17 protein-coding genes are annotated in these 21726 nt (G+C 57.4%); 7 read left to right on the top strand and 10 right to left on the bottom strand.

What is annotated here, in order from left to right:
• Nucleotides 1–211: 211 nt before the first annotated feature.
• The gene (locus ACNQQL_RS27600) at nucleotides 212–577 is read right to left on the bottom strand and encodes an RstR family transcriptional repressor (RefSeq protein ID WP_072437647.1); all 366 of its coding nucleotides are present in this window, start codon (nucleotides 575–577) and stop codon (nucleotides 212–214) included.
• A gap of 231 nt (nucleotides 578–808) precedes the next feature.
• On the opposite strand from ACNQQL_RS27600, the gene ACNQQL_RS27595 reads away from it, so the two are divergent.
• Genes ACNQQL_RS27595 through ACNQQL_RS27585 form a run of 3 tightly spaced genes read left to right on the top strand, consistent with a single transcriptional unit; the run spans nucleotide 809 to nucleotide 2987 of the window.
• The gene (locus ACNQQL_RS27595; protein ID WP_347067108.1) at nucleotides 809–1360 is read left to right on the top strand and encodes a PAAR domain-containing protein; all 552 of its coding nucleotides are present in this window, start codon (nucleotides 809–811) and stop codon (nucleotides 1358–1360) included.
• Complete coding sequence (locus ACNQQL_RS27590) at nucleotides 1357–2253, top strand: glycine zipper family protein (protein ID WP_347067106.1); 897 nt, start codon at nucleotides 1357–1359, stop codon at nucleotides 2251–2253. Before ACNQQL_RS27595 ends, ACNQQL_RS27590 begins: the two co-directional genes overlap by 4 nt.
• The gene (locus ACNQQL_RS27585; RefSeq protein ID WP_347067104.1) at nucleotides 2250–2987 is read left to right on the top strand and encodes a hypothetical protein; all 738 of its coding nucleotides are present in this window, start codon (nucleotides 2250–2252) and stop codon (nucleotides 2985–2987) included. Before ACNQQL_RS27590 ends, ACNQQL_RS27585 begins: the two co-directional genes overlap by 4 nt.
• 107 nt (nucleotides 2988–3094) lie before the next feature.
• On the opposite strand, the gene ACNQQL_RS27580 is transcribed toward ACNQQL_RS27585, so the two are convergent.
• From ACNQQL_RS27580 to dnaA, 9 genes are all read right to left on the bottom strand, one after another.
• The gene (locus ACNQQL_RS27580) at nucleotides 3095–3919 is read right to left on the bottom strand and encodes a hypothetical protein (RefSeq protein ID WP_347067102.1); all 825 of its coding nucleotides are present in this window, start codon (nucleotides 3917–3919) and stop codon (nucleotides 3095–3097) included.
• Nucleotides 3920–3954: 35 nt separating this feature from the next.
• Complete coding sequence (locus ACNQQL_RS27575) at nucleotides 3955–5082, bottom strand: DUF3883 domain-containing protein (protein WP_347067100.1); 1128 nt, start codon at nucleotides 5080–5082, stop codon at nucleotides 3955–3957.
• Between the two features lie 304 nt (nucleotides 5083–5386).
• Complete coding sequence (locus ACNQQL_RS27570; protein ID WP_347067098.1) at nucleotides 5387–6457, bottom strand: PD-(D/E)XK motif protein; 1071 nt, start codon at nucleotides 6455–6457, stop codon at nucleotides 5387–5389.
• Nucleotides 6454–9291 (bottom strand): Z1 domain-containing protein, encoded by a 2838-nt coding sequence (locus ACNQQL_RS27565; protein WP_347067096.1) that lies wholly within the window; start codon nucleotides 9289–9291, stop codon nucleotides 6454–6456. Before ACNQQL_RS27565 ends, ACNQQL_RS27570 begins: the two co-directional genes overlap by 4 nt.
• Nucleotide 9292: 1 nt before the next feature.
• Complete coding sequence (locus ACNQQL_RS27560; RefSeq protein WP_347067094.1) at nucleotides 9293–11098, bottom strand: DUF262 domain-containing protein; 1806 nt, start codon at nucleotides 11096–11098, stop codon at nucleotides 9293–9295.
• An 86-nt stretch (nucleotides 11099–11184) separates the two neighbouring features.
• Complete coding sequence (dcm, locus tag ACNQQL_RS27555; RefSeq protein WP_347067091.1) at nucleotides 11185–12537, bottom strand: DNA (cytosine-5-)-methyltransferase; 1353 nt, start codon at nucleotides 12535–12537, stop codon at nucleotides 11185–11187.
• A 554-nt stretch (nucleotides 12538–13091) separates the two neighbouring features.
• The gene (gyrB, locus tag ACNQQL_RS27550; protein ID WP_347067089.1) at nucleotides 13092–15566 is read right to left on the bottom strand and encodes a DNA topoisomerase (ATP-hydrolyzing) subunit B; all 2475 of its coding nucleotides are present in this window, start codon (nucleotides 15564–15566) and stop codon (nucleotides 13092–13094) included.
• A gap of 191 nt (nucleotides 15567–15757) precedes the next feature.
• A complete protein-coding gene (gene dnaN / locus ACNQQL_RS27545) occupies nucleotides 15758–16864 on the bottom strand; it encodes a DNA polymerase III subunit beta (RefSeq protein ID WP_006756934.1) in 1107 nt (368 codons plus the stop codon).
• 169 nt (nucleotides 16865–17033) lie between these two features.
• The gene (gene dnaA / locus ACNQQL_RS27540; protein ID WP_347067086.1) at nucleotides 17034–18611 is read right to left on the bottom strand and encodes a chromosomal replication initiator protein DnaA; all 1578 of its coding nucleotides are present in this window, start codon (nucleotides 18609–18611) and stop codon (nucleotides 17034–17036) included.
• Between the two features lie 421 nt (nucleotides 18612–19032).
• On the opposite strand from dnaA, the gene rpmH reads away from it, so the two are divergent.
• From rpmH to yidC, 4 genes are all read left to right on the top strand, one after another.
• Nucleotides 19033–19167, top strand: a complete 135-nt coding sequence (rpmH, locus tag ACNQQL_RS27535; protein WP_004198824.1) for a 50S ribosomal protein L34 — start codon at nucleotides 19033–19035, stop codon at nucleotides 19165–19167.
• Nucleotides 19168–19182: 15 nt separating this feature from the next.
• Nucleotides 19183–19644: a ribonuclease P protein component gene (gene rnpA / locus ACNQQL_RS27530; protein WP_021157986.1), complete on the top strand. Its 462-nt coding sequence runs from the start codon at nucleotides 19183–19185 to the stop codon at nucleotides 19642–19644.
• 75 nt (nucleotides 19645–19719) lie between these two features.
• Entirely contained in the window at nucleotides 19720–19986 is a 267-nt protein-coding gene (gene yidD, locus ACNQQL_RS27525) for a membrane protein insertion efficiency factor YidD (RefSeq protein WP_009694594.1), read from the top strand.
• Nucleotides 19987–19994: 8 nt separating this feature from the next.
• Nucleotides 19995–21659: a membrane protein insertase YidC gene (gene yidC / locus ACNQQL_RS27520; protein WP_072437638.1), complete on the top strand. Its 1665-nt coding sequence runs from the start codon at nucleotides 19995–19997 to the stop codon at nucleotides 21657–21659.
• The last annotated feature ends 67 nt before the right edge of the window (nucleotides 21660–21726 follow it).

The raw sequence follows: 21726 nt of genomic DNA, 5'->3' as shown, positions 1-21726 counted from the left end.
TGGGAAGGTCCGGGTAGTTGCGGAGGACCAGCTCAAACGTCTTTTTCATATCGACCGGTTTGTTCTTCCTGCGACGTGTCTTACTATTGGCGTCAGCCATTTCCGACTCCTCGTATGAGTTGGTGGTGGTCAGCGGGTCGTATGGGTGGCAGCCCATGCGGCCCGCGCTTTTACTGCTTTGCTCTCTTCAGTCTTTCATTGGATTCGCGTTTCAGAGAGAAACGATCTTCCCCACCGCTGGTGCGACGGGACCGCCGACAGACATTCGATGCTTGAGAAGCAGCGCCTCAAGTACCGATTTGGCGACGAGCTTGTCGTCGGGGCCGAGTGCTCGTAAGCCTTCAAAAATCGGGCGAAAGTCCTCGTCCAGTCGAAGCTCGCTCGAATCAAACAGCAACGAATCGGTGCTTACACACAGAGCGATTGCGAGGCGTTTCATCACGTCGAGATTCGGACGTGTCAGCCCGGCTTCATATCGATTGATCTGCACCATATGAACCTTCGCGCGATCGGCCAGTTGCTGTTGGGTGAACCCTCTCTGCTTGCGAAAGGTTGCGAGTCGATTCGAAAAAGCCATAGGTGTAATGGAACAGTCGAAGAGGTGCGAGGTGGATACGTCAGTCAGTGTGTATGGACAGTGTAGTGTCTGTCGCATCTCATAAATCACCGTGATGTGCGGATTGGCCAATTGGTAGATGTGGCGAGTTGATCTGCGCCGGCCGGAGATAGGGTTTCGTACCTGTCCAATAGTTTTGTGATGATCTGCATGATATGACTTCGCATACCTAATAAAATAAGGCGAAGAAGAATGAAACGGTTCTATCTCAAGAAAGGAGACCGTTCGTCTAACGGCGGGATCGTCCTGGAGGGCATGGACTTCTTCATGCATCACGGTACGCCGGTGACGTTTCTGGGGGCCGAAGTTTACTGCTCGGCGTGCGACTCGATTGGCGTCATCGTCGGTCACGGGCCACGACGGCCGGACTCAATCATGGGCAAGCGCGCTGCGCTAGATGGTGATCTGTGTGCTTGCCGCTGCCATCCCCGCCCAGTGATGCGGGCATCTCAAGATACTGCTTCTCTGGACTTCACATCAGGCGAACTCGCCGAGATGGGCTTCGGCCCCGCAGGAAATCCGCTCCCGAAGAGCCGTCGCGAATCGTACGACGAGCAGGTGCGAGTTGTGGATCGTGCTGGAAATCCAATATCCGGCGTGCCGTATCACATTCGTTCCGCAACCGGTGCCACGTACAAAGGGCTAACCGATAGCCAGGGGTACTGTTCTCGCGTCTATACAGACACCCCTCAACAGCTCGACATCGCGGTAGGCGTTCAAGCTCTGGAAAGGTGGGAGCGATGAGCGATTACATTTATCGAGCGCCGACAAACGATCGATCGGGATCACAATATGACGTCCTCGGGCATTTGATGCCCGCGCGCGTGTTCGTGCTTGTGGTGGTAGACGAGCCGGGCAAAGACGGGTTTCTCGTTCGACGCTGCTACACGACCATTCACGATCCGTACTTGCAGTCACTTCACTTGGGGCCGCTCGAGGCGATGCGGGAAGTGCACCCGGAAAAATACGGGTTGTGGCCAAAGGGGCCGGGTTCGAGCGCGAGTATCGCCGAGCACGTGATGGGCTACGACAAGCTGACGAGCTACATTTCCACTAGCAGTGACTTTCCCGGTGGAGCTGAGCGATTCAAGGGCAAGGTGCTTTACGTCGACATCGCGCAAGCCAAGCGTGCAGGCGCCAAGCTTGTAACGACGCAGGAGATCAGGCTTGCGTTGGATAGATACGCGACGGAGTACCCTCACCTGAAAAACAGGATTGCCCGTATCAAGAGTTATGCGGAAGGGCTCGACAAGGAGGTGCTCGTCAAGCCGAATCCGATGATTCCGCCGTCCGGGATTTACACCACGCGCGGACTGGCTGTCACACTCGGTCTGGTCAAGTTTGCACGTGTGGTTCAAGTCATTGGAATCGGATTCACAGCGTACGATCTTTCCGTTGCTACAAACGAGTCGTTCAAGGCGAAGTCCGTGAAGCCAATTGAGAAAGAGGTGATTCGTCAGATGGGCGGCTGGGGTGGTGCTATTGCCGGCTGGAAGATGGGCGCAGCAGCCGGAGCGCTGGTCGGCATTGAGACTGGACCAGGTGCAGTGATCACGGGACTTGTCGGTGGCCTGGTTTTCGGGTCCATTGGGTATTTAGGAGGCGGGCTTGCTGCTGACGAGATCGTCGACAAATGACGGGAGTTGATGTGTCGAGCTTGAAGAGAATGTTTGCCGACTTCATGGATGGGCGCCAGAGCAGGCGTGCGTCGCGAGAGCTGTTCGAGCAGCAACAGATGGCAATTGAGGAGCTTTTCGAGGCGGATCTGACGTACTTGCGCAAGACGTTCGCAGGAACGCCGGAGACACTTCAATCGGAGTCGTTTCCGGACTATCCCGGGGCGGTATGGATGGGAGGGCTTGGCGTCAAAGCATTCTGCGTGACGCAGGATGTCGACGTCGAGCAGTTCCCGGTCTACGTCAATCTTGTGGCCGCTGGCAGGGTGCGAGTGGGGCCACACCAGTTCGCCCGAGACGGGTCGATTCATGCGTTCTTTTCCGGTGTCGATCGCTACTCTGGGAAGCAGGTCAGTTTGCTGACGAACGATGTCGAGCTTGTCCGCTCAGTTTCGGCAGCCGGATTCAATCCGCCACCGCCATGGCTTGCCTGGTACGAACTCGGGTCGTTGATATACAACCTGCAGGGCGATGCGCAGTATTGGTATGAGAATGTGTGGGATCGGTATTGGGAGAGGCTGAGTCTGGCTGAGCAGGATGCCTTTGTTGATGGACGGCGACCATCCACCCACGCCTATCTGAGTGAGGAGGAGTGGGCGGAATGGATCGATGTGATACGAACGAGGGATGCTCGTTATCGCGAGAGGCTGAGGAATGAATATCTGAAGGCTGGTGGTGGCGGAACCGCAAGCTAGTACTAGTACTCCGTGTGACCCTGATCCTGCACGGAGTCCTGCTTTGGACCTCAGCAAGAGTAATGGCAACCCTTACTAAACCGGGCCTTGTCATAGGGAAAATGACGTTAAAGCGTCCGCGTTGTTTGAAGTAACTGCTCATACCAAACAAACGCATATCCGTTGATGAGAAGAAACGAAACGATGCCGAGCGACGTCAAAGTGAAGCAATTTTTTATAGGATTTTTATATTTTCTTGTCGATACGGCGAACCATCGGACGATCGGGCCGGATGTGGACGTCGCTAAACGAAGCATAGCGAGGTAGTGTACTAGCGAGAGTACCAAGCGCACTTGAACATAGAAGAGGATAAAGACCCCTGCAACGTGCGTTACAAGCCAGGTCAAATTACGTAAGCCGGCCCATTGCAAGAACGCACCAAGCCGACTGGTCCTCAACACCTCTTGGTACGATTCGAAAGCTTGAGGTGCATAGGTCGGGCGCGTCGCGGAATCGATCAAGACGAAGGAGAGCACACCGATGCCGCATGTGAACAACAGGTATAACGTCCATCCGCTGCCGTCAATGGCGTCGATCTTATAAGCATAAAGAGTTGTACCGAAGAACAACCCGACCGAGAAGCACACGAATGACACCGCAGCCAATAGAACCTGCTCGTGCCAATATACAAACCCAAAGCAGAGCACGGCTATCACGATATAACCAAGCGCCATCGAATCGCTATCGTTCGCGGATGATCTAATCTGTCGCCGAGTGTAACCCGGAAGTGGCACGGGAACCTCGATCACCGCTCCTATGCGAACGCTTGGAGCAGGAGTTGCTTCGTGCTTTCCAAGTAGACGACTGAACAGCACTCCAACTGGAAAGCCAATCAACATGAAGAAAACCCCAATTATTATGCTATCCTCGTTTCTCAGTAAAAAATCAAGCATTTATTTTCCTGATTTATGTATTGATAATATGTCTGCTACCGTGAAAAGTTTTTTAGTCGGGCTCGATAATCGATCGCTTCTAGATGCAAGTGGTGACTGAGTGCGCCGTGCAGAATGAATAGTCTCGGTGATTTTGAGAAGTTAAATATTCTGTAAAGATAAAAGGCATCTTCTGCTTCTTCTGAGAAATCTAACTCATTTTGACTGATGATGAAGGGGGTCAACGAGCCACCGTTTGTAGTCTTGACCTCAATAAAACGACTCGACTCGTTCGTTTCATAAGACATGATGTCGTAGCCAGCACCATCGCCACTTCGGTCAGAAATCCAATCAATTTTAGTCGCTAGATCGGGGCGCAACTCTTTGATCAATCGAGATTTTTCATACCCAATCACCCAGGCCTCACCGTTGCGCCCAAGGATTCGGTTTCGCTCGTCACGGGCCGCGTAGTCCATCTTCCGAGGTATGCGCTCCCGATGCTTTGTGGTGGTTGGGGCTAAAGGTGTGGGTCGATCGACTAAAACACAAACATAATCTATATTTCCAGGATCGGTTCTCTCTTCAATTGCATCGATGATAGTTTGTATAAAATTTTGCTCTCGTTCAATATAGGAAATGACGACTTCTCGAAGCAGCCCCTGAAAATGTGATCTGGGTTTGTAGCCGATAATATAAGGGAGTCCGAGTTGATCAAGGATGGCGGAAATGTTGTTGTGCTTAAGATCAATCGATCCTTTGCTGCGCGCCGTTAGTTTTTTTCTTAATTGCTCGTTGTGTGCTGATTTGCTAAATTCTTGCCTATGGGCCTCGAGGTTTAACATCTGAAAGTAATCTTGAACCGTGGCCTCAACTTCTTCCCGACTCCAGTCTTGACCGATCCGAACGACTTCGAAACCGAGTTCAGTAAGCAAATTTTCTACAACAACCTCCCCTTCACTGATGTCGCTCGAACTCAACGAAGCGCGTTCGGGGAATGCGTAGCTATAGGCAGCGCCAACAATGGACGTCGAATCGTATAAGCGGCCGGTCTCGGAGTCACGCAGCATGTAGTTGCGTGATTTGGCGAAGCCGTATTTTTCGAGAAAGTAGGTGCGGCCGACACGATCGTATTCGTTCATCGCTGCTCGGATGGCCGCTGGATCTTTTATATCTTGGATGCTCATTGCGTTTCACCGTTCGCCGGAGCTTGTATCTTATCTCATTATTTTGTGGCAGTAGTTGCGTGTCCATCAGGCCAATCGAGCCTAACCGATACTTTCCGTACACTTCGACAACTGGTCGCGGGTTGTGCTTAACACCTTGCTCGCCCAGCTATTCGATGAACCGTCAACTGTGGGCAACGTAAGCTGCAATGTGAGATTGCCACTTCCAATTACGATTGCGCTGGCGAGTGGCAACACCACGTGGCATCCAGCGCTTCGGGGCATGGGCAGAAATATCTACCAGTTGGGCTGCACGTTATCGATATCATGCGACATAACAATGCTCAATCATACGATGCAGTTCAGCCTCCCAGTTCGGCACGGGATTGAAAGCCGATACCTGATCCGGGAAGTGTACAGTGAAGGACAGTCCTTGCGTTTGCACGAATGTATCGGCGAGCAAATCCCGATGGAGCAAGCGCATTGCAGGATCATCTATGCGATAGAGGCGTGGTACAAACGTATGCGTATACCGGGTACCGTAGGCGGCCCATTCACGCATTGTCTCGTGCACGTACCCGTCGCCCGACTGACGTCCGTACAGTGACACTCGACGCAAAAATTCAGGCGCGATGTCCGAACCATCTCTTGTAGAGGAAAGTAACGTAACGATACTACTAACAATAGATGGCAAAGTTTCGCCCATCGAGGAAGAGGCAGTAAGCCCAAAGCTCATGAGGTTCAACTGCTCCGTCGCACCAGACGGTAGCAGCGTCGGTTCTAGTTGATGCAGACCGCTAAATTGATGAATGGATCCGTCCGATCGTGTAGTTTTTACCTCGATAGAATGGTCGCCGAGACGGAAGTCCCGGCCGCCTTCCTCCCATCCATACCAAAAATTTAGGCAGCGGAGCATCGAATTGGGCCGAGTTGCCCCAACCAGTATCAGTTGCCGCAATACGCTCAGTTCACCGATTAGGCCAGTGATGACATTTTCGGACAATGCGCCTCGACGAATTGCCATTTCAATGATCGGTTCCACATCATTGAATGCGCTCTGGATGCCTCGCGGACTCCCAATGCCAGCGCGCATCAGTTCGATAGCGATCAATGCTGCGATTGAGGCGAAATGATGAGCTGAAGGCAATACGATCCTGTTCGCTGAAAACGGCGTGCCCCCTTCTTCAGGACGCCATTCCCCATGTTGTAGGTGCCGCCTCACCAATGGCGACGCCGCGTGGATCTCGGATCCGCGTATAAAAACCTCAAAATCACCCGAGGCTGTCCGACCTATTGCCAACGGGGGGACTAGCCAGCGCATATGGCGAACATGTCCTTGAGGAACGCTTAGGTGATCAAGATCTGCACGTAGTGCTTCGAAGTGAATGTCATTCATATCCGTAGTGCGGCAATATGATCCGGACCGCCGTGAGGTATTCCTAGCCCGACTGCGAGCAAATCGTTCGGCGATTCAGGCGCGCTGACTACATGAAACAACGCGAGCCCTGGGTGGCCACGTGGCCTCCAACTGGCACCTCCTTGAATGCTTGGGACTGGAAGCGTTCGATGGAAGTAATAGTCCACAAGTTCGTCACCGTAATAGCTTCCGCCATAGCCCCGAGTACCCCAAAGAGTTTGGAGTGCACGACCATTTGCGTTTTTTTCGCGCGTCACTGCATTGATGCCTCTTGCCGCGAGGCGTGGGTCGCGGGCCGGACTTTGTCCATAGCGAAATGCAAGGTAAAACTGTAGCGTATCCGGGTGCGTCGCATCGGAATAGTTCCAGGGTACTTCCGGGCGATCCGTTGGATAGAATCCAGGCGCCGAACCGCCGCTGGCCAAGTAAGACCACAGCCTCAAGTACGCCGCGATCGAGTATGGACATGACTGCGGCTCGGTGCCGTAGTCTTGAGGATTGCGCATCGGCGGAGTGAACAATGGGGCGCCGATGTTGAGTAACTGAGCGTAGTGCTCCCAGCGTTGGCTAAGTTCATCACTAAGGGTGGGGTCGTGATGTGAGTAGCGTAGCGTATCGAGAATTTCGGCGAGCTTTCGAAGGCTAACAGGCGCCGATCGAATGAGCCCACGTTGGAGGCTGTTGTCGTCTTTTAGTGGCACCCATTCGCCGTCATCCAAAAGCTTTACAGCGACGTCGATATTGTGCTTTGCTAGAACTTCATCTTCGGTCTCTACCAATCTGATGGATGGGCGCGGACCAGGCGAAAGTGGAACCTTTCGGGCCTCGACCTTGCTTGTCGCTACAAACGACGACCCCTGCAGAACCAGGGCTGGACCATTGGCTCCCTCGTTACCGTCCATCGAGGAAATGATCTCAGTTTTCAGTGCATTATCGTTGACGTGGTAGCGCCTAAAGAGTTGCAGTTGATCGTCATACGTAAAGACTCGACAAAACGGCAAGAAGCTGCCACGGTACCCAAACCAGCGTTGCATCTGCATTTGAGTGTCGGCGGCTGGCTCGGCAGCCCCGCGCAGAAACAGGCTGGTGGTAAGGCCCTCCAGCGTCAGACCGCGTGAAAGTACATTGCCAGCTACAAAGATGGAAAGGCTGTCCTCGGGAATACGAAAACCGTCTTCGTCCTGAGCAACCTCAAAGCGCGGCCGGTCATCCGCGTCCGGGTCGCTGTTTAAAACGCGTAGTCTTACGTTTGGAAAGATTCGCGAAACGAGCACTTCGCGCACGGCAGGCCAATCGGCAGGAGAAATGGGAGCGTATGGCGCTTGCGGTAATGTCGCGAGAGCCATTCGCGAAGTCTCGAATCGCGTTAGCCATGCCGACCACTCTGACTCTTCTAAGTCGAGCCGTCGAGTCAGGCCCTCTGCTGAGATCTGCAGACATTCCGCTTCATCGTCCACTTGGACCTGCGCTTCGCAGCCCGGTTTCGCGGACGCCCATCGCACGACATCAATTGCAGTGCTGAAATGATCCTCTTTCCTTGCAGAAGGATGAATGAGCATGGTGTTAGGACCGCACGCGGCGGCACGTGCCATCTCTACCGTTGGATAAACGAGGCCGTGGTCGAAGGCATTTGCCCAGCCCTTGCTAAGGCTACGCACCGCAGCGCCGACGAAGAAGCATCGTAGGGCATCGGATAGCATGGTCCAGCGTTGCGTTTCCCGTCGTTCGTTGAGTTCGGTCGCTGTTTCGCGCGGTCGAAGTTCTGGGAATGGTGATGTCCGGCAGAGAGCGCCGTCTTTCGCTAACCGAAGCCGTTCGTAGAAGATTTCGCCACCGCAATAGTAGGAGCGAACGCCAGTGGATTCGGTATAGGTTGTTGAACGAGGCAACACGGATCCAGTCATGCCGGGCGTACGAAGGGCCGCGTTGAAGTCTCTTGGGCTTAACGGATTGTGAGTCGCTTGTAGATAGTTTGCCTGCGGCGTCGCCGTATATGCGACATAGGTCGCGAGCATCTTGGCGTGGCGGGTCGATGCCTCGTCAGGGTCACCGCTCCAAAGAGCTGTAATTAGACGCGGTGTAATCTTTTGTGATCGTGCGCTGTCTAGCACGCTCGCGTCGTCTGCCTCGTCGTCAAGCAGCAAGATCGAGTATGAGTGGTCGCGCGCGGCGAGATAGTCGTCGGTGACCATGTCGGCAAGAAAACGACGCAACGCAAGCAGGTGATCATCTTCCTTCGGCACGATACAAATGATCGGTCGACCGGCGCGCAGTGCCTGGCGCGCGAGTGGTCGTTGCAGGTAACGCGTGGGATCGGCACGCTGCTCATGAAGAATGTCAGCTGGCTGCGGAAGAATTAGCCGTTCATTTCGGCGTTGATAAGCGTTGTCGGCGGTCGAACCGTCCAACTGCGTCAAGAATCGCTCATAAGTTTGTAGCCAAAGACTGACGCGCGTCCCGGCGAGCAGAATAAGGAGATCGACGCCGGTGTCGAGCGCCTTGGCTGCAACACCGAGCATGCTCGCTGTTTTGCCGGATTGAACAGAACCGACCACCATACCAGTGCGGACCCGAGATTCAGGCCAAGCGGACGTGTCCAGCCCTTCATCATTATGCGGAAGAGCTTTCTCGATGATGTATTGAGCATCTGCCTCAAGCACGGATAACGCGGTGCGCGACAGCCGTCCCTCTACGCTCGCGCAGTAGCGCGTCCACCAAACACCACCGCTTACTTGCGTCCTGTCGGCTTCGGCCATCGAATCGCTCAGGGGAACGATTGCAGCCGGGCCGATGTTGATTTTACCGGAACCCATTTCAATTAATTGGAAGCTTGCGGATCTCGAGCAGGGCCTCGATCGCGCTGTCACCGTAGCGGTCTTTCACTGCTGAGTCGGCATCAGAGATGTTGAGGCCGAGCACTTCAAGGATGTTTGTTGACGCCTTAGCAATGTGCGCCCATTGCGTCTTGTTTTGTGTACTTCCGGGCCCGATCATCTTCGATGTCAGGTCCCGTACGTCGTCGATACGCTCTTCAAGCCTTCCCTCTTGTCCCGTAATCACGAGCACAAGGCACGCGAGCAGACTTGCGACTACGGGCAACTCTTCCCATCGCGATGCCATTTCACTCTTGCCCTTACGACGGAATTTCGGGTGCCATGCGTCTGAAACGACTTGATGCAGATCAAGTGCGGCAATAAGGTCATTCGCAAGATTCTCGAGAGTCGCTTTTGCGCGGAACTGTGCGAGTCTATTGTCGCTGATCGAGCGTAAAAATTCGTCGATGTGGCTCGCGGTCGACGGCGTTCGATAAGTCCTATCCGGCCCCTGGGTCGGTTTGAGGATCAGCGTGGCCACCGTCCAGAACAGCACCTTGGTGCGCCGAAACCGCGTTATCCCAAACCCAAGAGCCTTGATATTTTCATGTGCCGATGTAGGGTTAATCCCGGCTTTGACAAGTTCAGGGGCGATCTCTGGCTCAGGGCGGTCGCCACCCACGAACAGCATGAGACGCGAGATCATCAAATGGTTGAAGACTGCATTGCGAATCTCTTCGGCGTTCAGCTTCATACCCTGTTGGTTATAGAGCCTGAACACCTTGTGTATGTCACGAACTTGCGTGTCGCGGTAGATCAGGACCGGGATGAAGTAATCGCAAGCGCGCTCAAATAGATCGGCTACCGTAATGGATTCGCCAGCAATTCGAACATGCTTGTCTCTGATTTCGCAATAATAGCGGCCGCCTAGTGATTTTAGTGGATCGTTTTCGTCGGCGTATTTCTTTGTTTTGAATGGCAGATATTTTTCGCGAATATCCGTCGCGCGCAAGTTGTTGCGCTTAGCAAACTGTCCGAAGTTTTTCTCGAACAGTTCATAATTCTTCATGTTTTTGGCATTCTCGAGACCTTCCGGGTGGGCACCCATGAATCGCAAGATAGCCGTTAATCTTTGTTTTCCATCGACGATCTGAAAGCGTTGGCTGCTTGAGACCCGGGCTAGAATAATCGACGGGAGAGGAATTCCTCGCAAAATTGATTCGATCAACATTTGCGAATCGGAGTTCGACCAAACGAAATCGCGTTGGTACGTCGGATTCAAGTCCAACTGTTGCTGCTGGGCTCGGCCTGCCAGGTCGTAAATTCTCCATTTATCGACAGTCGCATTGATCGAGAGCGGTTCAGTCGCGGGCCCCTCATTCCATGCGTCAATCCACGCTTCGGTTGCCGCAGCGATCGAAAGCTCTTCATCGAGCATTTGGAGAAAGGCTGCGCGATTGTTTACCGCTCGACTCAATCGCTCTTCAAGCGTTTGAATTCCTAACTCAGTCAATAAAATATGGCCATCTTCTGTGTAGAAGCTCGCCTCTGCCTTACCAGGAGATAATTCATCGAATAGGCGTAGCGCAACGGACTTCGGCGGTTCTTGCTCCGCAAAAGTCGAGTCGAGGTTGAGCCATGCAGCAACGTCAAGCACGCGCGCCAGCCAAGCGGTAGACGAAAACTCGATCTCGGTTGCGTCGAATGGTTGCGGAGCATTGCGACGGCCATCTAGTTTGGGCAACGCACTCGGCTGAGACAGTTCAGAAAGTAGCGTTGCAACTTGATCAAAATCTAAATCTTCCAAAATCTACCCCCCCGAAATATCGCCCAATTGAATTATTGTCATTCGAAAGCGAGCACTGATTGCTATGATCGACTTTAAACGTTTTTCTATGGACATTCAACCATATCTGTCTTCCACAATTGACCTTGACGTGCCTTGTGTGGGTAAAGCAGAGCGCGTGCAACGTGCTCGACTACGCTAGAGTTCACAGCATTCCCGAGGGCTTTGAATGCCTGCGTCGTGCTCCTCGGAAGCTGCTTTAGTTCGTCCAAGCTCTGTAGTCTAGCGCACTCATGGGGAGTCATATAGCGTCGCTGCCAGCCGATTATTGGAACCTGAGTGTCGGTCATTGCGATCAGACTCGGTGCCGTCGTTCGACGTTTCACTCGAACGCCAGATGCACGAAACTGGATGACGTAGCTCCAAATATTTCTTTCTCCTCCCTTAGCATTCCATTCGAATTTTTGGAGGCTAGAGGGGAATTGGAGAATTTTCGGAAGCCAGGGATCGATCCATCGAGAATTTTTTTCGTAAAACTCTCTATTTTGGCGAATAAAATCCTGCTTCCACTTTGGAAAAACTAAATCGTGGTTTCGTGCATGGCTTGGAAGTGCTGCCCACCGTTCATCAAGGTCGCGCAGATAACCAATTCGAATGCCGTGACTTCCTTTGTAGCCCTTCAGTCCATCTAGTCCTTTTTCCAAGTAGTTGGAATATGGTGTACCCGATTCGAAGGGGTAAGTGGCGCCCCATTCCATCGACCAAAGTGGAAAAGATGGAAGTTCCACATTTTTGGGGCAGAGGCTTAAAAATTCATTCCAGACATCAAGACATTCCGCGACCTGTGGAGATAGCTGCTTCGCATTCACGGGATAATTATCCAAAACAGATTCAATATTTGTTGGCGCGTTACTGACATCCGGCCATTCGAAATTGTCCAGAGATTCACGTGAACCTACTATGTACACTCGCTCACGAATCTGAGGAATTCCAAAATTATGCGGTGAAAGTCGCTCTGCACGGACGTGATATTTCAGTCCGTCCTTTTCGAAGCCAAGAATCCTTTGAATTTCTGTCCAAGTACGTCCCTCATCATGCTTAAGCAAATTAGGAACGTTTTCGAGAATAAAGAAGTGAGGGCGTTTCGCCTTTAGAATCGCGGCAACATTAAAAAAGAGATTGCCTTGCTGCGTACACTCGAAGCCGAGTTGTTCGCCGGCTTTGGAGAAAGGTTGGCAAGGGAACCCGGCCGTCAATACGTCGTGATTCGGAACATCGTCGGGTGAGATCAAAGTGATGTCGCCTGCGGGCCGCATACCGAAATTTTCTTGGTAAAGATCACGAAGCGGCTCTTTCCATTCCGCCGCGAAAACGCACTCACCACCGAGCCGGTTAAGGGCGAGATGGAACCCGCCCAACCCCGCAAACAAGTCGACAAAACGGAACGGGAGCATCTTCATCGCGTCGTTCTTTTTTCTTTTCAAGATCGGCCCATTTAAGCCACGTGGTCTTTTGCGCACCCAGCAGCATCAAGTCGACCGGATGCACTGACGACAAATCGCACAAGCTGTGGATTTGTACAGTAGTCTCGCAGTAGCGTCAATACTGGGCGATATGGACCTGTTTAACCGCGCCAGTTGAGAGTGTGCGACAAGGACTCTTACGAATCTCTGCTCCTCGGCTCGATTGTTGACTCGCAGATTTCCTTGCCCCCGTCGCCGGCAGCAAAAAAACCGCTCGCCCGTTTGCTTGCCGGGGGCGCAACGGAGTCGGCCATCTACTCAGAAACACGGTGGAGGGATTCTGTCACCCAATTGCGCACCGTTGTTGCGCAGATCGAGAGCTATGTTGTTGCTTAGCGTGTCATCCAGCGGATCTCGTTGCCGTACCAATGTGACGTGAGGGAACAACACCAAGTGTGCACATCTCGGTGCTGTAGGGCATTGGCAGAAGAAGCCGCCGCACAACTGGGCGCCAGCCGTATATGCTCTGGCGCCCCCCACGGCAGGCAGCATTAAACGTCAATATTCCCCGCCCGCAACGCATTCGACTCAATAAACGCTCTCCGCGGCTCGACATCATCCCCCATGAGCGTAGTAAAGATCCCGTCCGCAGCAATAGCGTCTTCGATCTGAACGCGCAGGAGTCGCCGCACGGCCGGATCCATCGTCGTTTCCCACAGCTGCCCGGGGTTCATCTCCCCGAGCCCCTTATACCGCTGCTTCGAAACGTTCCGCTCGGCATCGGCAAGCAACCACTTCATCGCGCTCTTGAAATCCGTCACGGCCATACTGCGCTCACCACGCTTGATAACAGCCCCTTCCCCAATAAGCCCCGTGAACGTATTCGCCGTAGCCACAAGCTGCTGATAATCCGCCGTGTGCTGGAACTCCTGATCGATAACGGAAACCCGCACATTCCCGTGATGGGTACGTTCGACATGCAGCGACCGCTGCTCCCGAACCGCGTCATACGCAGGCACCACGCGCACTTCGTTCTTCAAAGCCTCGTCATGCAACGCAGCGTGAAGAGCCTTCGCCGAAGCCTCCGTCGAAGCCTCGTTGGAAAGATCGATCGCCACCCCGTCCATGATCGCCTCGAGCGCCGCCGGGTCATACAACCGGCTCAACCGATCGATCACGCTCTGCGACAGCAGATACGACCGCGCCAGCTCCCCGAGCGCATCGCCGGAAATCGCCGCCGCATTCTCCCCGGGCACCAGCTCCGACCCTTGCAGCGCCAACCGCAGCATATGCGCGTTCAGCTCCACATCGTCCTTCAGATACCGCTCGTCCTTGCCCGCCTTGATCTTGTAAAGCGGCGGCTGCGCGATATACACATACCCGCGCTCGATCATGTCCGGCATTTGGCGATAGAGGAACGTGAGCAGCAGCGTCCGGATGTGCGCACCGTCGACGTCCGCGTCGGTCATGATGATGATGCGGTGATAGCGCAGCTTGTCGAGGTTGTAATCGTCCTTGCCGATCCCGCACCCGAGCGCAGTAACCAGCGTCACGATCTGCTCCGACGACAGCAGCTTGTCGTAGCGCGCCTTCTCGACGTTCAGCACCTTGCCGCGCAGCGGCAGGATCGCCTGGAACTTGCGGTCGCGCCCTTGCTTGGCCGAGCCGCCTGCCGAGTCGCCCTCGACGATGTAGATTTCGCACTTCGCCGGGTCTTTCTCCTGGCAGTCCGCGAGCTTGCCGGGCAGGCCGACGCCGTCGAGCACGCCCTTGCGGCGCGTCATCTCGCGCGCCTTCCGTGCAGCATCGCGCGCACGCGCGGCTTCGACGATCTTCCCGCAGATGATCTTCGCGTCGATCGGCGTTTCCAGCAGGAACTCTTCCAGCGCCTTCGCGACGACTTCCTCAACCGGCGCGCGCACTTCGGACGAAACCAGCTTGTCCTTCGTCTGCGAGCTGAACTTCGGCTCCGGCACCTTCACGGAAAGCACGCACGACAGCCCTTCGCGCATGTCGTCGCCGGTCGTTTCGACCTTGGCCTTCTTCGCGATTTCGTTGTCGGTGATGTACTTGTTGATGACGCGCGTCATCGCGGCCCGCAGGCCGGTCAGGTGCGTGCCGCCGTCGCGCTGCGGAATGTTGTTCGTGAAGCACAGCACGTTCTCGTTGTAGCTGTCGTTCCACTGCATCGCGACTTCCACACCCACGCCGTCCTTCTCGCCGATCGCGTGGAAAACCGTCGGATGCAGGTTGGTCTTCGTCTTGTTGATGTACTCGACGAAGCCCTTCACACCGCCGGCGAACGCGAAATCGTCTTCCTTGCCCGAGCGCAGATCGGTCAGGCGAATCCGCACGCCGTTGTTCAGGAACGAAAGCTCGCGCATGCGCTTCGCGAGGATGTCGTAGTGATACTCGACCGTGCCGAAAATGGTCGGATCGGCCATGAAGTGCACTTCGGTGCCGCGGTTCTCGGTATCGCCGGTCACCAGCATCGGCGACACTTCCACGCCGTCCACCTTCTCGAGCACGCGGTCCTGCGCGATGCCGCGATGGAACTCCATGAAATGCTTCTTGCCGTTGCGGCGCACGGTGAGGCGCAGCCAGCTCGACAGCGCATTCACGCACGACACGCCCACGCCGTGCAGGCCGCCGGACACCTTGTAGCTGTTCTGGTCGAACTTGCCGCCGGCGTGCAGCTCGGTCATCACGATCTCGGCGGCGCTGCGCTTCGGCTCGTGCTTGTCGTTCATCTTCACGTCGGTCGGAATCCCGCGGCCGTTGTCGGTCACGGTAATCGAGTTGTCGACGTGAATCGTCACCTGGATGTCGTTGCAGTACCCGGCCAGCGCTTCGTCGATCGAGTTGTCGAGCACCTCGAACACGAGGTGATGCAGACCGGTGCCGTCCGACGTGTCGCCGATGTACATCCCGGGGCGCTTGCGCACCGCCTCCAGACCTTCGAGGATCTGGATCGACGAGGCGCCGTAGCTGCTGTTATCGGGTTGCGAATTGTGCTGTTCACTCATGGATATCTTCCGGTTCTGCGAGGCCACTCTAGTGGCGGCGCGGTGCGTTTCAGCGAGAAATCGCCGGGCCGCTCCAGTTTCCTGGCCCGTCCACGGTGCCGGTCAGGCACCGAAAGGACAGGTTGTCGGTTCGCCATAAAAACGCCAAAGGGGCTTGCCGCCCCCTGGTGTGTGTCGTGATGTCGCGCGCGTCAGATGCGCATCGGCATCACGACATACTTGAACTCGTCGTTCTCGGGCACGGTGATCAGTGCGCTCGAGCTGGCGTCGCCGAGGCTCACCTGCACGGTGTCGACCTTCAGGTTCGCGAGCACGTCGAGCAGATACGTGACGTTGAAGCCGATGTCGACGGTATCGCCCTGGTAGGCGATTTCCAGTTCTTCCTGCGCCTCTTCCTGATCGGCGTTGGTCGACATGATCTTCAGCTGGCCCGGTGCGATGATGCAGCGCACGCCCTTGAATTTGTCCGAGGTCAGGATTGCCGCGCGCTGCAGCGAACGCTGCAGTTCTTCACGGCCGATCTCGAACGTGTTCTTGTGCGCCTTCGGGATCACGCGCTGGAAGTCGGGGAACTTGCCCTCGACGAGTTTCGACACGAGCTCGACCTGGCCGAACGTGAACTTGGCCTGGGTTTGCGCGATGTCGATGGTGACGGTGTCGTCGATGTCCTCGAGCAGGCGTTGCAGCTCGAGAATCGTCTTGCGCGGCACGATGACTTCCTGGCGGCCGAACGTGCCGCCTTCGAGCTTCATCGACGAGAACGCGAGACGGTGGCCGTCGGTGGCCACGGCCATCAGCTGGTCGCCGTCGACGACGAGCAGCATGCCGTTCAGGTAGTAGCGGATGTCCTGCTGCGCCATCGCGAAGTGCACCATGCCGAGCAGCTGGCGGAACGACTTCTGCGGGACGGTGAGGGTGGCGCCGAAATCCTTCGCCTGCGCGACGGTCGGGAACTCGTCGGCCGCCAGGGTTTGCAGTGCGAAACGGCTCTTGCCCGATTGAACGGTGAGGCGCTTGTCGGCGAGCGACAGCGTGACCTGGCCGTCAGGCATCGCGCGCAGGATGTCGAGCAGCTTGCGGGCTGCGACGGTGGTGGCTACCTGGTCGCCGCCGACGCCGAAATCGGCGCGCGTGGTGATCTGCAGCTCCAGGTCGGTCGACAGGAATGAAACGTCCGGGCCGTTCTTGGTGATCAGCAGGTTGGCGAGGATCGGCAACGTATGGCGGCGTTCGACGATGCCGCTGACCGTTTGCAGCGGCCTGAGGAGGGTGTCTCGTTCGGTCTTGACCAGTTGCATAGAGTTCCTTCGTTGAGTAACGGCCTGCAGCGCAGCAGCCACGCAGCGCCCCGCCGGCCGGGCTCTTGGCCCGCCACCGCCGGAGCGGTCAAACCAGTATTGTGCCTCAAAACCGAACCGCCCCCCTTAATTTGGGGCGGATGCCGAATTATCAAGCGCGCCCGCGCGCTCAGCCCTTCAGCGTCTGTTCCAGCACGTGCAGCTCGTGGTTGAGCTGCGCGTCCTTGCTGCGCTCGTCGGCGATCTTGCGCACGGCGTGCAGCACGGTGGTGTGATCGCGCCCGCCGAACAGCTCGCCGATTTCCGGCAGGCTCTTCTGCGTGAGTTCCTTCGCGAGATACATCGCGATCTGCCGCGGCCGCGCGATGTTCGCCGGACGCTTCTTCGAATACATGTCGGCGACCTTGATGTTGTAGAAGTCGGCGACGGTCTTCTGGATGTTCTCGACCGAAATCTGCCGGTTCTGCACGGTCAGCAGGTCCTTCAGCGCTTCCTTGGTCAGCTCGATCGAGATCTCGCGGCCGTGGAACTTCGAATACGCGAGGATCTTGCGCAGCGCGCCCTCGAGTTCGCGCACGTTCGAGCGCAGGTGCTTCGCGACGAAGAACGCGACGTCTTCCGACAGGTTCACGCCTTCCGACTGCGCCTTGCGCATCAGGATCGCGACGCGCATTTCCAGCTCGGGCGGCTCGATCGCGACGGTGAGGCCCGAGTCGAAGCGCGAGATCAGGCGATCGTCGATCCCCGAGATCTCCTTCGGATACGTGTCGCTGGTGATGATCACCTGCGCCTTGTTCGCGACCAGCGCCTCGAACGCGTAGAAGAATTCCTCTTGCGTGCGCGACTTGCCGGAGAAGAACTGGATATCGTCGATCAGCAGCAGGTCGAGCGAGTGGTAGTAGCGCTTGAAGTCGTCGAACGCCTTGCGCTGGTACGCCTTCACCACGTCCGACACGTATTGCTCGGCGTGGATGTAGCGGATCCGCGCGCCGGCCTTGTCGAGCAGCAACTGGTTGCCGATCGCGTGGATCAGGTGGGTCTTGCCGAGGCCGACGCCGCCGTACAGGAACAGCGGGTTGTACGAGATGCCGGGGTTGTCCGCGACCTGGATCGCGGCGGCGCGCGCCAACTGGTTCGCCTTACCGGTCACGAAGTTGTCGAACGTGAGCACGGGGTTCAGCTTCGAGCGCTCGTACATCGAGTCGGCTTCGCCGCCGTTGGCGGGCGCGGCACCGGGGCCCGGGCGCCACGTGCGGCGGCCGGCGGCCGCTTCGTGCGCGGGCAGGCTCGGCAGGTCGATATCGGCGTCGTCGGCGTTCAGGTGGTGCGCGGCAGCCGCCGACGGCGTCATCGGCACGTCGGCTGGCGCGGCGGGCGCAGCCGCGGCATGCGCGGTCAGGTTGGCGGCGATCGCAGCCACCGCGGCGGCCGGGCCGCCCGGTTGCAGCGGCGCGCGCGGGGCGGCCGACGTGGCGCCCGTAGCGGCGCTGCGCATGCCGGCTTTCGGATCGAGGACGAACTGGACTTCGATCGGCGCATTCCAGAAATCCCGGGCCAGATCGGAGATCCGGCCCGAAAACTGGCTCTTGACCCAGTCCAGCTTGAAGCGGTTCGGCGCGGCGATGGACAGCGTGTTCGCCGACGCATCGAAGGCCACCGGGGCCAAGGGTTTGATCCACGTCACGTACTGCTGGGGCGTCAGCTCGCGCTCCAGCAGTGCGGAACAGTGTTGCCAGAAATCGTTCATCAAGTAGCTGTCGTTTTTTGCATGCACAGCGCGGCTCGCCGGCGCCCTTGTCGCGATGGCGCAACAAGGCCCGAAGCGGTCGTGCGAGCGTGCCTCGGACGCCTGCGTCACAGTCGTGGAGAGGCAGGCGGGAGCCGAAGCGGCGTGCGGGATTCTTGGAGATAAGGCGAGATTCTAACGCCAAACGCGGCCACAGCGGGACTTATCCACAGGCTGCGTTTGTGGGTCGCGGGGCCGGATCGGCGCGGGCCGGCACAGGCGCGTGACTCGTAAAGTATTGACCGTCAAGAGAAAAACAGTTTAAATAGCGGGTTCCGCGAAAACCAATCCTGTATTCCCGGCGATTGCGTTCGCCCGAATGCCTCCGGTTAAGGGCACGCGGTCCCCTGAATTTCGACATTCTCGAACAAGTGAGAACATCATGAAACGTACTTACCAACCGTCCGTGACGCGCCGCAAGCGCACCCATGGCTTCCGTGTCCGCATGAAGACGGCAGGTGGCCGCAAGGTCATCAACGCTCGCCGCGCGAAGGGCCGCAAGCGCCTCGCCATCTAAGGCAGGTTGCGCGCTGTGTCCGCCGTCCGCAGTCCTGCGGAAGGTGCCGTCGAGCCGGGTGCGAATCCGTCGCAGACGAAAGCCGCCTTCCCGAAAGCTGCGCGACTTCTGAAAACGGATGAATTTTCATCCGTTTTTCGTTTGCGCCCCTGGCGGCGTTCCGCGCACTTCGTGATTTACGGCAAGCCGACCGGTCAGCCCGCGCGTCTGGGGCTCGTCGTCGGCAAGAAGTATGCGCCGCGTGCAGTCACGCGTAACCTCGTGAAGCGGCTGGCGCGCGACGCGTTTCGCTTGCGCCGGGCCGAGTTCGCCGGTTACGACCTGCTGCTGCGGCAGCACACGCGCTTCGACAAGAAAGCGCTGCCGAGCGCGGCTTCCGCCCCGCTCGCGGCGATGTGCGCGGCCGAAATCCGCGAGCTGCTCGACAGGGCAGTCCGGGAGATCGCCCGCCGTGCGTCGAAGCCCGCGTCCGAGTGACGCATCCGTGCCCGGTGCGGCGTTCGCGCCCGCCCGGCCGGTTTTGACGCGGCGCCGAACGGCGCCGCCCAAGGTATGGAAACGGTCTTGATCGCGTTGCTGCGCTTCTACAAGGTTGCCGTGAGCCCCCTGCTCGGCAACCGTTGCCGTTTTTATCCTTCCTGTTCGGATTACGCGCGCGAGGCAATCCAGTATCATGGCGCCGCGCGCGGTACGTATCTCGCCGTCAGGCGCGTGTGCCGATGCCATCCGTTTTCCGCGGGCGGCATCGACCTCGTCCCGCCGCCCAACTCCGACACTCGCGCTCGCGGCGAAGCCGACGCGCGGTCCCATCGACTCTGAGACAACGCATGGATATCAAACGCACCGTCCTATGGGTGATCTTCTTCATGTCAGCTGTCATGCTGTACGACAACTGGCAGCGGTCCCATGGACGCCCGTCGATGTTCTTCCCGAGCGCCACGCAGACGGCCCCCGCGGCCGCGGCCGGCGGCGCATCGGGCACGGGCGCGACGACGACCGCAGGTGAAGCGCCTGCCGCCGCAGCCGGCGCCGCACCGTCTACGACGGCACCGGCCGCGCAGGCGCAGCTCGTGAAGTTCTCGACCGACGTCTACGACGGCGAAATCGACACGCGCGGTGGCACGCTCGCGAAGCTGACGCTGAAGAAGCAGGGCGACGGCAAGCAGCCCGACCTGTACATCACGCTGTTCGACCACACGGCCGGCCACACGTATCTCGCACGCTCGGGCCTGCTCGGCGGCGATTTCCCGAACCACAACGACGTCTACACGCAGGTGAACGCCGGCTCGACGTCGCTGACGGGCGACCAGAACACGCTGAAGCTGTCGTTCGAATCGCCGGTGAAGGGCGGCGTGAAGGTCATCAAGACCTACACGTTCACGCGCGGCAGCTACGTGATCGGCGTCGATACCAAGATCGACAACGTCGGCACGGCGCCTGTCACGCCGACGGTCTACATGGAACTCGTCCGCGACAACACGGCCGTCGAAACGCCGATGTTCTCGCACACGTTCCTCGGGCCGGCGGTCTATACGGACGCGAAGCACTTCCAGAAGATCGACTTCAGCGACCTCGACAAGAACAAGGCGAACTTCGAGAAGTCCGCCGACAACGGCTGGGTCGCGATGGTGCAGCACTACTTCGCGTCGGCATGGATTCCGCAGTCGGGCGTGAAGCGCGACATCTACGCTGAAAAGATCGACCCGGCGCTGTACCGCGTCGGCGTGAAGCAGCCGGTCGCCGCGATCGCCCCGGGCCAGTCGGCCGACGTGCAGGCACGCCTGTTCGCCGGTCCGGAAGAAGAGCGCATGCTCGAAGGCATCGCGCCGGGCCTGGAGCTCGTGAAGGACTACGGCTGGGTGACGATCATCGCGAAGCCGCTGTTCTGGCTGCTCGAGAAGATCCACGGCTACGTCGGCAACTGGGGCTGGGCGATCGTGCTGCTGACGGTGCTGATCAAGGCCGTGTTCTTCCCGCTGTCGGCCGCGAGCTACAAGTCGATGGCGCGCATGAAGGAAATCACGCCGCGCATGCAGGCGCTGCGCGAACGCTTCAAGAGCGATCCGCAGAAGATGAACTCCGCGCTGATGGAGCTGTACAAGACCGAGAAGGTCAATCCGTTCGGCGGCTGCCTGCCGGTCGTGATCCAGATCCCGGTGTTCATCTCGCTGTACTGGGTGCTGCTCGCGTCGGTCGAAATGCGCGGCGCGCCGTGGATTCTGTGGATTCACGACCTGTCGCAGCGCGATCCGTTCTTCATCCTGCCGGTGCTGATGGCCGTGTCGATGTTCGTGCAGACGAGCCTGAACCCGACGCCGCCGGACCCCGTTCAGGCGAAGATGATGAAGTTCATGCCGATCGCGTTCTCGGTCATGTTCTTCTTCTTCCCGGCCGGCCTCGTGCTGTACTACGTCGTGAACAACGTGCTGTCGATCGCGCAGCAGTACTACATCACGCGCAAGCTCGGCGGGGTCAAGAAGAAACCGGCCTGACGTCCTTGGCACACGCGGGTGGCGAGCCGCTCGCGATGCGCGCAAAAAAACAAAGCCGCATGGTTCG

This window comes from Burkholderia sp. LFS061, assembly GCF_047978125.1.
GTDB lineage: Bacteria > Pseudomonadota > Gammaproteobacteria > Burkholderiales > Burkholderiaceae > Burkholderia > Burkholderia pyrrocinia_C.
This window is presented reverse-complemented; position numbering and strand designations above follow the sequence as displayed.

What these genes read in the sequence shown, in the direction of transcription:
- ACNQQL_RS27600 (WP_072437647.1), bottom strand. Translation starts at nt 577, where the DNA reads ATGGCTTTTTCGAATCGACTCGCAACCTTTCGCAAGCAGAGAGGGTTC.
- ACNQQL_RS27595 (WP_347067108.1), top strand. Translation starts at nt 809, where the DNA reads ATGAAACGGTTCTATCTCAAGAAAGGAGACCGTTCGTCTAACGGCGGG.
- ACNQQL_RS27590 (WP_347067106.1), top strand. Translation starts at nt 1,357, where the DNA reads ATGAGCGATTACATTTATCGAGCGCCGACAAACGATCGATCGGGATCA.
- ACNQQL_RS27585 (WP_347067104.1), top strand. Translation starts at nt 2,250, where the DNA reads ATGACGGGAGTTGATGTGTCGAGCTTGAAGAGAATGTTTGCCGACTTC.
- ACNQQL_RS27580 (WP_347067102.1), bottom strand. Translation starts at nt 3,919, where the DNA reads ATGCTTGATTTTTTACTGAGAAACGAGGATAGCATAATAATTGGGGTT.
- ACNQQL_RS27575 (WP_347067100.1), bottom strand. Translation starts at nt 5,082, where the DNA reads ATGAGCATCCAAGATATAAAAGATCCAGCGGCCATCCGAGCAGCGATG.
- ACNQQL_RS27570 (WP_347067098.1), bottom strand. Translation starts at nt 6,457, where the DNA reads ATGAATGACATTCACTTCGAAGCACTACGTGCAGATCTTGATCACCTA.
- ACNQQL_RS27565 (WP_347067096.1), bottom strand. Translation starts at nt 9,291, where the DNA reads ATGGGTTCCGGTAAAATCAACATCGGCCCGGCTGCAATCGTTCCCCTG.
- dcm (WP_347067091.1), bottom strand. Translation starts at nt 12,537, where the DNA reads ATGAAGATGCTCCCGTTCCGTTTTGTCGACTTGTTTGCGGGGTTGGGC.
- gyrB (WP_347067089.1), bottom strand. Translation starts at nt 15,566, where the DNA reads ATGAGTGAACAGCACAATTCGCAACCCGATAACAGCAGCTACGGCGCC.
- dnaN (WP_006756934.1), bottom strand. Translation starts at nt 16,864, where the DNA reads ATGCAACTGGTCAAGACCGAACGAGACACCCTCCTCAGGCCGCTGCAA.
- dnaA (WP_347067086.1), bottom strand. Translation starts at nt 18,611, where the DNA reads ATGAACGATTTCTGGCAACACTGTTCCGCACTGCTGGAGCGCGAGCTG.
- rpmH (WP_004198824.1), top strand. Translation starts at nt 19,033, where the DNA reads ATGAAACGTACTTACCAACCGTCCGTGACGCGCCGCAAGCGCACCCAT.
- yidD (WP_009694594.1), top strand. Translation starts at nt 19,720, where the DNA reads ATGGAAACGGTCTTGATCGCGTTGCTGCGCTTCTACAAGGTTGCCGTG.
- yidC (WP_072437638.1), top strand. Translation starts at nt 19,995, where the DNA reads ATGGATATCAAACGCACCGTCCTATGGGTGATCTTCTTCATGTCAGCT.